General features: G+C 73.4%; 11 protein-coding genes. 5 read left to right on the forward strand and 6 right to left on the reverse strand.

Annotation, left to right across the window (positions count from 1 at the left end):
- Positions 1-31 precede the first annotated feature (31 nt).
- The 3 genes from ACH4DX_RS02310 (at position 32) to ACH4DX_RS02320 (ending at position 4,062) form a co-directional block, all read left to right on the forward strand.
- The gene (locus ACH4DX_RS02310; protein WP_398153682.1) at positions 32-1,429 is read left to right on the forward strand and encodes a sensor histidine kinase; all 1,398 of its coding nucleotides are present in this window, start codon (positions 32-34) and stop codon (positions 1,427-1,429) included.
- Between the two features lie 319 nt (positions 1,430-1,748).
- On the forward strand, positions 1,749-2,426 hold the full coding sequence (locus ACH4DX_RS02315; protein WP_398154160.1) for a response regulator: 678 nt from the start codon (positions 1,749-1,751) through the stop codon (positions 2,424-2,426).
- A 478-nt stretch (positions 2,427-2,904) separates the two neighbouring features.
- Positions 2,905-4,062, forward strand: coding sequence for an exo-alpha-sialidase (locus ACH4DX_RS02320; protein WP_398153683.1), 1,158 nt, complete (start codon positions 2,905-2,907; stop codon positions 4,060-4,062).
- A gap of 260 nt (positions 4,063-4,322) precedes the next feature.
- Here ACH4DX_RS02320 and ACH4DX_RS02325 read toward each other — a convergent pair whose 3' ends face one another.
- The 5 genes from ACH4DX_RS02325 to ACH4DX_RS02345 all read right to left on the reverse strand — a co-directional run bounded on the left by ACH4DX_RS02325 (position 4,323) and on the right by ACH4DX_RS02345 (position 11,168).
- The gene (locus ACH4DX_RS02325) at positions 4,323-5,258 is read right to left on the reverse strand and encodes a dihydrodipicolinate synthase family protein (protein WP_398153684.1); all 936 of its coding nucleotides are present in this window, start codon (positions 5,256-5,258) and stop codon (positions 4,323-4,325) included.
- A complete protein-coding gene (locus ACH4DX_RS02330; protein ID WP_398118038.1) occupies positions 5,255-6,319 on the reverse strand; it encodes an oligopeptide/dipeptide ABC transporter ATP-binding protein in 1,065 nt (354 codons plus the stop codon). Before ACH4DX_RS02330 ends, ACH4DX_RS02325 begins: the two co-directional genes overlap by 4 nt.
- A 19-nt stretch (positions 6,320-6,338) precedes the next feature.
- Positions 6,339-8,468 carry a dipeptide/oligopeptide/nickel ABC transporter permease/ATP-binding protein gene (locus ACH4DX_RS02335; protein WP_398153685.1) on the reverse strand — a complete coding sequence of 710 codons (2,130 nt, stop codon included), beginning with the start codon at positions 8,466-8,468 and terminating at the stop codon, positions 6,339-6,341.
- Entirely contained in the window at positions 8,468-9,427 is a 960-nt protein-coding gene (locus ACH4DX_RS02340) for an ABC transporter permease (protein WP_398117045.1), read from the reverse strand. The genes ACH4DX_RS02335 and ACH4DX_RS02340 overlap by 1 nt, the downstream gene beginning before the upstream one ends.
- 103 nt (positions 9,428-9,530) lie before the next feature.
- Complete coding sequence (locus ACH4DX_RS02345; protein ID WP_398117046.1) at positions 9,531-11,168, reverse strand: ABC transporter substrate-binding protein; 1,638 nt, start codon at positions 11,166-11,168, stop codon at positions 9,531-9,533.
- 228 nt (positions 11,169-11,396) lie between these two features.
- On the opposite strand from ACH4DX_RS02345, the gene ACH4DX_RS02350 reads away from it, so the two are divergent.
- Both ACH4DX_RS02350 and ACH4DX_RS02355 read left to right on the forward strand, forming a co-directional pair.
- Positions 11,397-12,125, forward strand: coding sequence for a FadR/GntR family transcriptional regulator (locus tag ACH4DX_RS02350; protein ID WP_398118040.1), 729 nt, complete (start codon positions 11,397-11,399; stop codon positions 12,123-12,125).
- Positions 12,122-14,017, forward strand: a complete 1,896-nt coding sequence (locus ACH4DX_RS02355) for a beta-galactosidase (RefSeq protein ID WP_398153686.1) — start codon at positions 12,122-12,124, stop codon at positions 14,015-14,017. Before ACH4DX_RS02350 ends, ACH4DX_RS02355 begins: the two co-directional genes overlap by 4 nt.
- Here the strand turns inward: ACH4DX_RS02355 and ACH4DX_RS02360 are convergent.
- Positions 13,969-14,859 (reverse strand): NAD(P)H-binding protein, encoded by an 891-nt coding sequence (locus tag ACH4DX_RS02360; protein WP_398153687.1) that lies wholly within the window; start codon positions 14,857-14,859, stop codon positions 13,969-13,971. The genes ACH4DX_RS02355 and ACH4DX_RS02360 overlap by 49 nt on opposite strands.
- Between the last annotated feature and the right edge of the window lie 299 nt (positions 14,860-15,158).

Here is a 15,158-nt window from a genome sequence, read left to right on the forward strand (position 1 = left end):
CGCCGCCGTGCACGAAGATGGGGCTGATCGCATGGACGGACACCGACGGGCGGGAACGGCCGGGGCCGGACGCGACGGGGCCGGTGGGCCGGAAGGGGGAGCCGAGGGCGTGAGTCAGCCGACGTCCGCCACGGGTGCGCGCCGCCTCTGGCCGCTCACCGGGGCCGTGCCCGGCACGCGCCGCGCCCTGCGCGACGACACCCTCCTCGCCGCCCTCGTCACCGCCGTCGCGGTGGTGCTCGGCGCGGTCGCCGGGGACGGCCGCAGCCTGGACGCGCTCGGCTGGACCCTGCTCCTGTGCGCCCACGTGCCGGCCGCGTGGCGCCGCAGCCGCCCGATGCCGGTGCTCCTCGCCACCGTCGCGTTCGTCGCGCCGTACCACGCCGTCGACTACACCCACGTCGCCGCGATCCCCGTCGCCATGCTCGCCCTCTACACCGTCGCCGTCACCGGGCGGCCCCTCCGTACGCTCCTGACCGGCGTGGGCGTCGTCGCCCTCACCCTGGTCGCCAACGCCCACGTCGGCCCCAAACAGGTCGCGGAGGTCCTGCGCATCTCCGGCTGGATAGTCGCCGTGCTGCTCTTCGGCACCTACGTACGCGTCCACCGCCAGTACGTCGCCTCCGCCCTGGAACGCGCCGAGCGCGCCGAACGCACCCGCGAGGAGGAGGCCAGGCGGCGCGTCGCCGAGGAGCGCCTGCGGGTCGCCCGCGACCTGCACGACCTGCTCGCGCACAGCATCACGCTGATCGGCGTGCAGACGTCGGTGGCCGCGCACGTCCTCGCCGCCGATCCCGAGCGCCTGGACCGCACCGCCGTCGCGGGCGCGCTCGACGACATCGCGGAGACCTGCCGCAGCGCGCGCGGCGAGCTGCGGGCGACCCTCGAGGTCCTGCGGGCCCCGGACCCGCAGAGCCCCGACGGCCCCGGCGAGCCCGCGGGCCCCGACGAGTCCCGCGGCCCCCTGCCCGGCATCGGCGGCATCGGCGACCTCGCGGCCGCGGCCCGCACCGCGGGAGCCGACGTGCACCTCGCCGTGCACGCCCCGGACCCTGCGGTGCGGCCCGCTGTGGGCGCCGCCGCGTACCGCATCGTGCAGGAGGCCCTCACCAACGCCGTACGGCACGGCGGCCCGCACCCGAGCGTGCGGGTGGCGGTACGGAAGCAGGGCGGGGAGCTGCGGGTGACGGTGACGGACGACGGCGGGGAGACCGACGCGACGGCCGTCCCGGGGCCACCCCGCGCCCGCCCGGCCGCACCGGCGCCGCACCCCGTCCGGGCGGGACGCCCCACGCCGGACGTGCCCGGCTTCGGTCTGGTGGGAATGCGGGAACGGGCGCGCAGCGTCGGCGGCACGCTGGTGGCGGGCCCCGGGGCGGACCGGGGCTTCGAGGTGGTGGCGGTGCTTCCGCTGGGGGGTGGGCGGTGAACGGGGGGGCGAGGTGGATGGGGTGGGTGGGCTGAACGGGGTGGACAGGGTGAACGGGGTGGACAGGGTGAACGGGGTGGACCGGGCGGGCGGGGCGAGCGAGGCGGACAGGGTGAACGGGGTGGACCAGGCGGGCGGGGTGAGCGAGGCGGACAGGGTGAACGGGGTGAACGAGGCGGACAGGGTGAACGGGGTGGACAGGGTGAGGGGGGTGAACGAGGCGGACCGGGCGAGCGAGGTGGACCGGGTGAACGAGGTGGACCGGGCGAGCGGGGTGGCCAGCGCGAGTGGGGTGGGGCGGGTGGCCGGTGGGGGTGGGGTGATCAGGGTGTTGCTCGCCGACGACCAGGCGCTGGTGCGGGCCGCCTTCGCCATGCTCGTGGAGTCCGCGCCGGACATGGCCGTGGTCGCGCAGGCCGGGTCCGGGCGCGAGGCCGTGGACCTGGCCCGCACCGCACGCGCCGACCTCGTCGTCATGGACGTCCGCATGCCCGACCTCGACGGCATCGAGGCCACCCGCCTCATCGCCGCCGACGAGGACCTGGCGGGCGTGAAGGTCCTGATGCTCACCACGTACGACACGGACGAGCACGTCGTCGAGGCGCTGCGGGCCGGGGCGTCGGGCTTCCTGGTCAAGGACACCAGGCCAGCCGAACTGCTCGACGCGATCCGTACCGTCGCCGCCGGTGAGTCCCTGCTGTCACCGGGCCCCACCGCCCGCCTCATCGCCCGCGTGCTGCGCCAGCCGCGGACACCGGAGTCCGAGGCGCCCGTGCCCGCCGGGCTCGGCGGCCTCTCCGACCGCGAGCGGCAGGTCCTGACCCTGGTGGCCCGCGGCCTGAACAACACCGAGGTGGCGGACGCACTCGGTCTGAGCCCGCTCACGTCGAAGACCCACGTCAGCCGCATCATGGGAAAGCTGGGCGCCCGCGACCGCGCCCAGCTGGTGATCGTGGGCTACGAGTCGGGTCTGGTGACACCCGGTACGACGCCCTAGGGGTGCCGTCCGGTACTGCGCCGGGCGGGTGACACGGGTCCCCCGTGCGGCGGCGGCCGTGAGCGTACCGGACGAGCCGTCCTTGACCCCTGCGAACGCGGGTCCGTCACTCTCGTGCGTCAACACATCGTCAACTCTGTCGCGACGCAGGGGTACTGTCGTACCTCCCGAGGCGCAATAGCTTCACGCGGGACGTCCTACGTCCCATGTCCCGCCGAGGAGCCGTATGACCCGCAAGAGCCGTAAGAGCCGTATGTCCCGCACGAGCCGCGCGCTTCGCGGCAGACGTCCCTCGGCCCCGGGCCCGGCGGCCCTGCGCCGCGTACGCCCCTGCCTGACCGTCTGCGCGGCAGCCCTCGCGGCCGCGGCGGGATTAACCACCCTCACGGCCTTCACCGCGCCGGGCGCGACACCTTCGCCTCCGGCGACACCGGCGGGCCCCGCGGCCCCTGCGGCTCAGGTGACTCCTGTGGCGCACGTGACCCACACGACCTCCGCAGCCCCCGCACCCCCACCCTCCACTCGCTCCCGCGCCGACCTGCCCGCGTGTTCCCGTTCCGTGCCGTACGCCGCCCGCACCCACGGCTACGACACCTTTCGCATCCCCGCGGTCGTCCGCTCCGGCCGGGGTACGTTGCTCGCGTTCGCGGAGGGGCGGCGCTCCAGTGCCTCCGACACCGGCAGCATCGACGTCGTGCTGCGCCGGTCCACGGACGGCGGCTGTACCTGGGGTCCGCTCGCCGTCGTCGCCGCGGGGCGGGGCGACACCCGCGGCAACCCCACACCGGTGGTCGACCCACGTACCGGGCAGATCGTGCTCGTCACCTCGTACAACAGCGGTGCGGTGACCGAGGGGCAGATCATGCGGGGCGAGGTCACCGCCGCCCAGAGCCGGCGGGTCTTCGTGCAGCGCAGCGGGGACGACGGACGGTCGTTCACGGTGCCGCGCGAGATCACCGCCGAGGTGAAGCGGCCGCGGTGGCGTTGGTACGCGACCGGGCCCGGGCACGCCGTGGCGCTCACCCGGGGGCGGCACGCGGGCCGGCTCGTCGTGCCCGCCAACCACTCGGCGGCGCCCGCCGCGGGCTCCACCGACAACGGGCAGGAGCCCAAGTACTACGGCGCGCACGCCCTCTACAGCGACGACCACGGCCGGACCTGGCACATCGGGTACGTGGACGACACCTACGACGGGGTGCACAACGCCAACGAGTCCAGCGCGGCGCAGCTCCCTGACGGACGCCTGTACGTCAACGCGCGCGACCAGCACGGTGTCGCCGTCGGCAACCGGCTCGACAGTCACTCCAGCGACGGCGGCCGCACCCTCGACCGGCCGTTCGCCGCGCAGCCGACCCTCGACGACGTGCCCGTCGTCGCCGCGAGCGTGCTCCAGCAGCACGGGCCGAGCGGCTCCCTGCTCTTCTGCGGCCCCTCCGTGCCCACCGCCCGGCAGGCCATGTCCGTCTGGCGCAGCCGGGACGGCGGGGCCACCTTCCACCGGGCGGTGACCCTGTCCCAGGACCGGGCCGGGTACGCGGATCTGGTGGAGGCGGAGGCGGGGGTGGTGGGCCTGCTGTACGAGACCGGCACGTCGGGGACGTACGAGCGGATCGAGTGGCGCAAGGTGGTGCTGTAGGCCTGCGCGGGGCGCCCCGGGCCCGCCCCTTCTCCGAAAACCATGGGGCTCCGCCCCCTGGACTCCCGTATGTCGGCGCTCCGCGCCTCGTCCTCAAACGCCGGACGGGCTGGATGATATTCGCCGCACCAGAAACGTGGCCGCACCGGCGAAGACTCAAGCCTGTCCGGCGTTTGAGGACGAGGCCGAAGGCCGATACGGGGTCTGGGGCGGAGCCCCAGTTTCGGAGAAGGGGCGGGTCCGGGGCGCCCCGCGCGGGCTCACAGCAACCCCGCCGCCGCCAGGAACTTCCCCACCCGCTCCGTCTCCTCCGCGGACAGCGGGACCTGGGGCGCCGCCGTGAGGGGGCAGTCGATGACGCCGCGCAGATGGAGCGCGGCCTTGAACGCCCCGAGCCCGGCGGAGCTGGCGCCCATCCGCAGGGGGTCGCCGACAGCCGTCATGCCGTACAGGGCGCACAACCGTTCCTGCTCGCTCCGCGCCCGCTCCGGGTCCCCGCTCCTGGCGTACCGGAAGAGCCGTACGTAGCCGTGGGGATCGACGTTGCCGAGGCCGGGCACGACGCCGTCCGCCCCCAGGGCGAGAGCGGAGTCGACGGTGAGTTCGGAGCCGGTGAGCACGGCGAAGCCGGGCAGGTCGGTGCGGGCGCGGGCGCCGAGGACCACCCGGCGCAGGCCCCCGTCGTCGCCGCTCGAGTCCTTGAGCCCGGCGAGGGCACCCTCGGCGGCGAGTTCCAGCACGAGGTCGGCTTCGAGCTTGGAGTGCACGGAGACGGGGAGGTCGTAGGCGAACACGGGAAGCTGCCCGCGCTCGGCGACGAGGCGGTAGTGGCGGGCGATCTCGGCGGGGTGGGTGCGGGTGTAGAAGGGCGCGGTCACCACGACGCCGTCGGCTCCGGCGTCGGCGGCGGCCCGCACGTGGTCGAGGACGCGCAGGCTCGCCATGTCGATGGCACCGGCGAGGACGGGCAGCTGTCCGCCTACGTGCCGCACGACGGTCGTGACGACGGTCCTGCGCTGCCGGTCGGGCAGGTACGCGGCCTCGGAGGACGAGCCGAGCACGAAGAGGCCGTCGACGCCGCCGTCGACCAGATGGTCGACGAGGCGTTCGAGGGACGCCACGTCCACCTCGCTGTCCGGGGTCAAGGGGGTGCACACGGGCGGTACGACACCGGTCAACGGGGCCGGAAGAGTCATGGAGTCTCCTTGGACGTGGCCGTGGCGGCGGCCGTCGCTGCGGACGACTGGCTGACGAGGTCGCGTGTGGTCTCGCCCGCCAGTACGGGATGGTGGCACCGGTAGCGGTGCGCGGGGCCCGCGTCCTCGAAGTCCGGCATGGCCGTGGCGCACACCGCGTCCGCCTTCCAGCACCGGGTGCGGAACGGGCAGCCACTGGGCGGCCTCGTGGCCGACGGCACCGGGCCGACCAGCGGGATCGGGTCGATGGGGGCGAGCAGCCCGGGGGTCGCGGAGAACAGGGCCCTGGTGTAGGGGTGCCGGGCCTCGCCGAGGATCCGTGCCGCCGGGGACTCCTCCACGATGCGGCCCAGGTACATGGTGATGACCCGGTCGCTCATCCTGCGCACGGTCTGGATGTCGTGCGAGACGAAGACCAGGGACAGGTTCAGTCGCTCCTTCAGGTCGAGGAGCAGGTTGAGGATCTGGGCGCGTACGGAGACGTCGAGGGCGCTGGTCGGCTCGTCGGCCACCACCAGCTGCGGTTCGAGGGCGAGGGCGCGGGCGATGGCGACCCGCTGCCGCTGGCCGCCGGAGAGCTGGCCGGGCAGCGCGTCGGCGAGCACCGTGGGCAGGCCCACCAGGCTCATCAGCTCCCGTACCCGGGTGGTGCGCTGTTCGGAGGTGCCGCGGCGGTGCACGTCGAGGGGGTCGCGCAGGATCTGCCGTACGGGCATGCGGCGGTTGAGGGCCGTCGAGGGGTCCTGGAAGATCATGGCGGTGCCGGTGCCGACCGCGGTGCGGCGCTCGGCGGCACCCATCGCCCACAGGTCCCGGCCGCGCAGCGAGACGGTGCCCGACGTCGGCCGCTGGATGCCGAGGAGGACCTTGGCGAGGGTCGACTTGCCGCAGCCGGACTCGCCGACGACGCCGACGGTCTCGCCCGCGGCGATGGTCAGGTCGGCGCCGGTGAGGGCGTACACCCGGTCGCGGGAGAACAGGCCGCCGGTGCGGGCCTTGTGCACGACGTGCGCGTCACGCAGCGCGACCAGGGCCGCGGGGGCACCCTCCGGGTCCGGCAGGTCCCCGGGGGGCACGGTCTCAGCTGCGGTCACGGACGGCCTCGCTTCCCCGGAGCGGCTGCTCCGCGCTGTCGGACGCCCCGGCGGCGGTGGCCGGGCTCCCCTCCGCCCCGGCTGTGGTGGCCGGACTCCCGCCCGTCGCGGCTGCGGTGGCCGGACCCCCCTCCGCCCCGGTGGCGGTGCCCGAGCTCCCCTCCGCCGCGGCGGTGGCCGGGTGGTGGCACGCCGTCCGGTGCGTGGTCTCCCCGAGCAGCTGGGGCGCGGTGGTGCGGCACAGGCCGTCCGCGAGCGGGCACCGGTCGGCGAACCGGCAGCCGGGCGGGAAGTCCGCCGGTGAGGGAACGACGCCCTTGATCTGGGTGAGGCGTTCGGCCGCGGACTCCAGGGACAGGACGGAGCCGAGCAGGCCGCGCGTGTAGTGGTGGGTGGGGGACTCGACGAGGTCCGCGGTCACGCCCGTCTCCACGATCTGCCCGCCGTACATCACGACGACGCGGTCGGTGACGTCGGCGACCAGGGCCAGGTCGTGCGAGACCAGGACGAGGGCGAAGCCCAGTTCGGCGCGGAGCCGCAGCAGCAGCTCGATGACCTGGGCCTGCACGGTCACGTCGAGCGCGGTGGTCGGCTCGTCGGCGACGATCAGCTTGGGGTCCCGGGACAGGGCCATGGCGACGAGCACGCGCTGGCGCTGGCCCCCGGACAGCTCGTGCGGATAGCTGCGCAGGGTGCGGTCGGGGTCGAGGCCGACCAGGGAGAGCAGCTCGGCGGGGCTGCGCCGGCCCCCGCGGCGTACGACCTGCTTGAGCTGGGCGCGTACCGTCATCGCCGGGTTCAGGGACGACAGGGCGTCCTGGTAGATCATCGCCATGTCGTGGCCGAGGAGGCGGCGCCGGGCCCGCATCGGCAGGCCGAGCAGCTCCTGCCCGTCGAAGGTGACCCGGCCGCGTACGCGGGCGCCCTTGGGCTCCAGGCCCATCACGGTCAGCGCCGTCAGGGACTTGCCGCAGCCGGACTCGCCGACCAGGCCGAGCACCTCGCCGGGCCGCACGTCGAAGCTGATGCCGTCGACGATGTCCACGCCCGCGTGCCGCTCGTCGAAGCCGATCGCCAGGTCGCGCACGCTGAGCACGGGCGCACCCGCGGGCAGCGGCCGGGCGCGGGCGCGCAGCCGTGCCGCCGCCTCCGTGAGCCCCGGCAGTTCGAGGACCCGGCCGCTGCCCGGCTCCGGGGCCTCGACGGGGTCGTCCTTGCGCCCGGCACCGGTGACGTCACGCCCGGACGGTGCCGCCCAGGCGTCCGAGACGCCCTCGGAGAGGACGTTGAGGGCGAGCACGGTGAACAGCATCAGCAGGCCGGGGAAGACGGTCGCCCACCAGCCGCCGATCAGGACCAGGTTCTTGCCGTCGGCGATGACGCTGCCCCAGGAGGGGTCCGGGGGCCGGACGCCCGCGCCGATGAACGACAGGGACGCCTCGAAGACGATCGCCTCGGCCACCTGGACGGTGCAGAAGACCAGGACGGGGGCGGCGCAGTTGACGGCGACGTGCTTGATGACGATGTGCGGGGTGCGGGCGCCGATGACGCGTTCGGCGACGACGTAGTCCTCGCCGTACTGGTCGAGCACGTTGGCGCGTACGACACGGGCGATCGGCGGGGTGAACAGGAAGGCGATGGCGCAGATCAGGACGGTGATGCCGCCGCCGAAGACGGCGACGAGCACCGCCGCGAGGGCGATGCCGGGGAAGGCCATGACGACGTCGAGGACCCGCATCAGGGTCTCGTCGACCGCTTTGCGGGAGGTCGCGGCGATCGCGCCGATCACCGCGCCGACGAGCAGCGCGAGCAGGGTCGCCCCGAGCCCGATGGCGAGGGACCAGCGCGCCCCGTACATCAGCCGGCTGAGGATGTCGCGGCCCAGGCTGTCCTGGCCCATCCAGTGCTCGGCCGAGGGGTGGCCGGTGCCGTCGACCAGGGTCTGCTGGTCGAGGGGGTCGTGCGGGGCGAGCAGCGGGGCGAAGAGGGCGACGAGGACGACGACCGCGACCACGCAGAGCGCGACGCGGGAGAGCACCGGCAGTCTCGACAGGGAGCGCAGCCTGATGCCGGGAAGGGACAGCCGCTCGCTGAGCTTCTTGCGCGACTGGAGCATCAGGAGGTTCCCCTCAATCGCGGGTTCACCAGCAGGTAGAGGATGTCGATCACCAGGTTCACCACGACGAAGCCGACGGCCGTGGTGATGACGACGCCCTGGACGACCGCGGGGTCGCCGTTCTTCACCGCGTCGATCATGAGCTTGCCCATGCCGGGGAGCGAGAAGATGGTCTCGATGACGACGGCGCCGCCGAGCAGATAGCCGACCCGCAGGCCGAGCACGGTCAGCGGGTTGATCAGGGCGTTGCGCAGCACGTTGCGGCCGACGACCACGACCGGGGGCAGGCCGGAGCCGATGGCGGTGCGGACGTAGTCCTTGTCGAGTTCCTCGACCACGGCCGTGCGGACGATGCGGGTCATCTGGGCGGCGACGGGCAGGGACAGGGCGAGCGCGGGCAGCGTCATCGTCTTCAGCCAGCCCGTGAAGGAGTCGTTCGGGTTGACGTAGCCGCCCGTCGGGAACCAGCCCAGGTCCACCGCCAGGTACTGGATCATCAGCAGGGCCAGCCAGAAGCCGGGCGCCGCGACGCCGGTCAGGGAGACGACGCGGATGATCTGGTCGGGCAGCCGGTCGCGGTAGATCGCGGCGAGCACGCCGAGCGGCAGCGAGAGGAGGACCGCGATGCCGAGGCCCATGAAGGTCAGCTGCATGGTCAGGGGCAGCGCGGTGGTGATCTGGTCGATCACCGGCGACCGGGTCAGGACGCTGATGCCCATGTCGCCGCCGAGCAGATCGCCCACGAAGTGGACGTAGCGCACCGGCAGCGGGTCGAGCAGGCCGTTGTCCTCGCGGAACTGGTGCAGCTGCTCCTGGGTGGGGTTCGCGCCCTGGTAGAACGCCGACGCCGGGTCGATGTCGGAGAACCGCATCACGAGGAACACGAAGAGCACGATGCCGAGGAGCAGGGGCACGAGCAGGGCGAGGCGGCGGGCCAGGATGCGCAGGATCGCGGTCACTGCTCGTCGCTCCCGGGCTCGCTGACGGCGTACGGGCTCCTAAGGTCGCTCACGGCGTACGGGCTCCTCGGGTCGGGTACGGCGTACGGGCTGCTCACGGCGGTCAGGCCCACTTGGCCTGGAGCAGGTTGATCCCGGGGTAGGGCTGGGCGCGCACACCGGTGAGCTGCTTGGCGTCCCACGCCGTCATCAGCTCGTTGTGCACCACGGGATACAGCACGGCCTCCTCGGCGACGATGTCGATGTAGTCCTGCACCATCGTCTTCTTCTTCGCCGCGTCCGGCTCGCGTGTCGCCCGGTCCATGAGCCGGAACAACTCCTTGGCGCGGGCGTTCTTCGCCCAGCGGGCGTAACCCATCCACAGGTTGTCGGGCCCGTAGTTGTAATGCATGATCAGGTCGGCCTCCACCCCGAACTGGTTGGGGTTGGAGGCGGCGGCCACGACCTGGTAGTCCTTCTTCTGGTCCATCTTGGTGAACACGGCCGTGGTCTCCTGGGGATCGAGCGTGGTCGCTACGCCGATCGCGTCCCAGGACGCCTTGATGGTGGGCAGGCAGTCGACGATCCAGCTGACGTTGACCGCCATGATGTTGATCTTGAGGTTGTCGACCCCGGCCTCCTTCAGGAGCGCCCTGGCCTTCTTCGGGTCGTGGTCGTAGACCGTCTTCGCCGGGCGGTAGCTGGGGTTCGCCTCGTTCAGGAACGAGGAGGCGCCCCTGCCGTGCCCCTTCAGGGCGACCTCGATCATCTTCTCCCGGTCGATGGCGTAGTGCAGGGCCTGGCGCACCCGTACGTCGTCGAACGGCTTGTGCGCGGTGTTGAACATCAGGAAGAGGTTGTTCATGCCGGCCCCGCCCTCGACCGTCATGCCACCCTGCTTGAGGCGGTCGATGTTGGCGTACGGGATGTTGTCGGAGATCTCCGCGTCCGCGCTCGCGCCGGAGATCTTCGCGACCCGGGGTGCCGCGTCGACGATCGTCAGCCAGTTCATCTTCTTGAAGGCGGCGGGCCGCGGACCGTTGTAGTCGGCGAAGGCCTCGAAGGTCGTGTTCGACTTCGGGTGGTGCGCGGTCTGCCGGTAGGGGCCCGAGCCGATCGCCTTGCCCTTGGTGGCGTCGTCCCAGGCGCCCGGCTGCGCGTAGACGTGCTTCGGCATGATCTTGGCGAGCGTGAGCCGGGCGGCGCCGTCGGGGAAGGGGAACTTGAGGATCAGCTCGACGCCCCTCGCGTCGACCTTCCTGACCTCCTCCAGCCAGCCCGCGAAGAAGCCCTTGGCGAGGCTCTGCGTGTCCGGGTCGAGAATGCGTTCGAACACAAAGACGACGTCGTCCGCCGTGACCGGCTTGCCGTCGTGCCACTTCGCGCCGGCGCGCAGCTCGAACCGCCAGGTCGTCGCCCTCAGGTCGGCCGGCACCGCGGTGGCGAGCTGCGGATAGGGGTCGCGGGAGATCGGGTCCGTGCCGAGCAGGGCCTCGTAGACGTGCTCGTTGCCCGCCATCGCGAAGGCCGAGGCCGTCTGGGTGGGGTCCCAGCTGCCGTCGTTGCCGTAGCCGATGACGGCGGTCAGGGTGCCGCCGGCCTTGCCGGTGCCGCCGGTCGCGTTCGTGGACTCCGGCCCCGAGCAGGCCGCGAGCGTGCCGGTGAGCCCCGCCGCCGCGCCGACGGCGCCGGTGTACTTGAGGAAGGACCGCCGGTCGGGTCCGGGCCCGCCGTCGCGCGTCACGGGGATCGGGTGGCTCACAGTGCCTCCATGAGGGGCTTCTGGTGGGAGATCCCACGTCCTACGTCATGCTGGCGTGGCGACCATAAGAGGGCCGGAGGGGTCGGTCAAGAGAACGCGCACGGAACGGAACCGGCTGATCCCGGATCGAAATTGACGGACAGTCGGCCGAAATCGATCAGGTGCCGTGGCCGCGGACGGCAGAAGTCTCGTCCGGACATGGGACGTGGGATGTCATCCGTGTCTACGATGTGGCGCATGCCTCAGGAGCCCGTCCGTGCACGGCGTGTGAGCAGTCAGGTCCAGCACGAGGTGACCCAGCTCATCCTCGACCGCCGGCTGCGCCCCGGCGCCCTCCTGCCCACCGAGGCCGAGCTGATGGAGGAGCTCGGCGTCAGCCGCAACTCCGTACGCGAGGCCCTCAAGGCCCTCCAGGCCCTGGACATCGTGGAGATCCGGCACGGCTACGGCACCTATGTCGGCGAGGCCTCGCTCACCCCGCTCGCCGACGGCCTGACCTTCCGCACCCTGGTCAAGACCGCCGACGACACGCACGCGCTCGCCGAGATCCTCCAGGTCCGCGCGGTCCTGGAGCAGGGCCTCGTCCAGGAGGTGGCAGCGGCGCTCACCGACGCGCAGCTGTGCGACCTGGAGGACCTGGTGGCGCGGATGGAGGGGTGCGCCGCGGCCGGTGAGGCCTTCCCCGAACTGGACCGGGAGTTCCACGAGGCGCTGTACCGGCCCCTCGGCAACGCGCTCGTGCCGCAGCTCCTCGGCGCGTTCTGGCACGTCTTCCACCGGGTCGCGGGCGTGCGCGGCTGGTCGAGCGATCCGGCGCCCCACGTCACCGTACGCCGACACCGGGACATAGTGACGGCGCTGCGCGCGGGGGACGTGGGCGCCGCGCAGCGGGCGATGGCCGACCACTTCCGCGGCATAGAGGCGCGGGCGGTCCAGGGGACGAGGGGTGTGGGATGAACGCGCTCGACCGGTTCTACGCCAGGCTGGCGTCCCCCGGGTACGGCGGGGACTACAACCCCGAGCAGTGGGGTCCCGGGACGCACGCCGAGGACAGGGAGCTGATGCGCGAGGCGGGCGTGAACCTCGTGACGCTCGGCATCTTCGCCTGGGCCACCACCGAACCCACCCCCGGCGCCTACGACTTCACCTGGCTCGACGCCCACATGGACCGCCTCGCGGACGCGGGCGTGGCCGTGTGCCTGGCCACGATGACCGCCTCACCGCCGCCCTGGCTGGCCCGCCTGCACCCCGAGACCCTGCCCGTGACGGCCGAGGGCGTCCGGCTGCACCCCGGCTCCCGCCAGCACTGGTGCCCCTCGAGCCCCGTCTTCCGCAGGTACGCGGTGCGCCTGGCCGAGCGCGTCGCCACGCGGTACGCGGACCATCCGGCGCTCGCCCTGTGGCACATCGGCAACGAGTACGGCTGCCACATCTCGCGGCACTGCCACTGCGAGGTGTCCACCGCCGCGTTCCGCACCTGGCTGCGCGAGCGCTACACCACCCTTGCCGCGCTCAACGACGCCTGGTCGACCACCTTCTGGTCCCAGCGCTACAGCGCCTGGGAGGAGATCCACACCCCCCGGGCCGCCCCCTCCTTCGGCAACCCGGCGCAGCAGGCGGACTTCTGGCGGTTCTCCTCCGACGAGCTGCTCGCCTGCTTCCTCGCGGAGCGGGACGTCCTGGCCCGCATCACCCCCGACACGCCCGTGACCACGAACTTCGTCCCCGTCGCCAAGACCCTGGACCTGTTCCGCTGGGCCCCGCACCTGGACGTCGTCTCCTACGACTCCTATCCCGACCCGCACGACCCGGACGCGGCCCAGCGCGCCGCCTTCTCGTACGACGTGATGCGCGGCCTGAAGGGCGGGCAGCCCTGGCTGCTCCTGGAACAGGCGCCGTCCGCCGTCAACTGGCGGGCCCACAACGGCCGCAAACCGCCGGGCCGGATGCGCCTGGACAGCTGGCAGGCGGTGGCGCACGGCGCGGACGCGGTGCTGTTCTTCCAGTGGCGCCAGTCGCGCGGCGGCGCCGAGAAGTTCCACTCGGCGATGGTGCCGCACGCGGGCCGCGGGACACGGACGTTCCGCGCGGTCGCGGAGCTCGGCGCCGAGCTGGCCGGCCATCCCGCGCTGCTGCGGTCGACGCCCGCCCGCGCGGACGCGGCCCTGCTCGTGGACTGGCCGAACTGGTGGGCCCTGGAGACGGAGGCGCACCCGAGCGCGTCCTTCGACTTCCTCCGGACGGCCCTCGCCCACCACAAGCCGCTGTACGACGCGTCGGTGGCCTGCGACGTGGTGTCCGTGGACACCGACCTGACGCCCTACCGGCTCCTTGTAGTGCCCAACCTCTACTCGCTCGCCCAGGAGACGGCGACCCGGCTCACGGACTACGTACGTGGCGGGGGCACCCTCCTGGTCTCGTGCTTCTCCGGCATCACCGACGAACACGACCGGGTGCACCTCGGCGGCTACCCCGGCCCCCTGCGCGAGGTCCTCGGTCTGACGGTCGAGGAGTTCGACCCGCGCCCCGACGGCACCTGGGCCGAGGTGATCCGCCCCGAGGGCGCGGAGACCGTCGTGGCGTCCGACGACGGGGGCGGCCCCGCGGTGACCCGGCACTCCTACGGGCGCGGCACGGCCTGGTACCTGGGGCTGCGCCCGGAGCCCGATGCCCTGCGCGCACTCGTCGACCGGGTGCGCGCGGAGGCCGGGGTGCGGCCGGTCGCCGAGGGCCTTCCGGCGGGCGTGCAGGCACGGGTGCGGGTCACGGCGGCGGGGGAGCGGCTGCGGATCGTCCTCGATCACCGGGACGGCACGGTGACCGTGGAGCCCGAACGGGCGGCGCGGTAGAAGTCCGCGAAGGCGCGGGGCGGGCGTCCGGTGAGGCGTGCCACGGTGTCCGTGACGCGGTCCTCCGCGCCCTCGGCGATGGCGGCGTCAAGGGCCGCGAGCAGCCGGGCGTGGTCCGCGGGGACGCCGCGTTCCGTGAGGTGGGCGGTGAGGCGGTCGCCGGTCACCGGCCCGTGCGTGACCTGGCGGCCGCTCAGGCGTGTGATCACCGCCGCCACCTCGGCGTGGCTCAGCGCCTCCGGTCCTGTGATCACCAGGTCGTTCTCGGGGGCGGCGGGAGTGGTGAGGGTGTGCACGGCGACCGCCGCGATGTCGTCGGCGTCGACGAAGGCCACCCGGCCCGAGCCGGTGGCGGTCGTCAGGACGCCCGCGGTGGCGACGGCCCGGGCGTGGGGGCCCTCGCCGGTGAAGTTCTGCATGAACCACGAAGGGCGGAGCACCGACCACTGGGCGAACAGGCCCGACTCGGCGAGGAACGCGTGGACACGGCCGACCCAGGGGCCGCCGCACGGGACGGCGGACGAACCGAGCAGCGCCACCCTGGTCACCCCCGCCGCACGCGCCCGGCGCAGGAACGGCACCATGACGGCCGCCGGGTCCGCGTCACCGGGCGGCGGTACGAGATAGGCGCGGTCCACCGCCCGCAGGGCCGGGGCGTGGGTCGCCTCGTCGTACCAGTCGAAGCGGACCGCGTCGGCGCCCGGGTGCGGCGCGCGGGCGGTGCGGCTCCCGGCACGGACGCGGTGGCCCGCCGCGGTGAGCCGGGCGGTGACGCGGCTGCCGGTGGTGCCGCGGGCGCCGACGACCAGGACGGCGCGGGGGCTCAGGTGGACGTCAGTCATGGGTCGCGTCCTTCAGGGAGCCGGGGACGGCGAGGGGCAGGTCCAGGCCCTCGCGGAACAGCTGGGAGGGGGTCGGCGGTGCGGGGGGGTTCGCGGGCGTGGGCATGGCGGATGCCTTCCTCTAGGATTCGGACTGGCAGTCCGCTTCGGACGATACGGACCGTCGGTCCGCTTTGTAAAGGGGTTCTCGTGCGGGCACCCCCTGCCCTGCGCGAGCACCCCCGCGCAGGGCAGGGGGTGCCCGTGTACCGAGGAACCGGCGCCCCGAGGAACCGGCGCCCCCGAAAGCCCGGCGCCCC

The organism is Streptomyces sp. NPDC017940 (assembly GCF_044328435.1).
Taxonomy (GTDB): Bacteria; Actinomycetota; Actinomycetes; order Streptomycetales; family Streptomycetaceae; genus Streptomyces.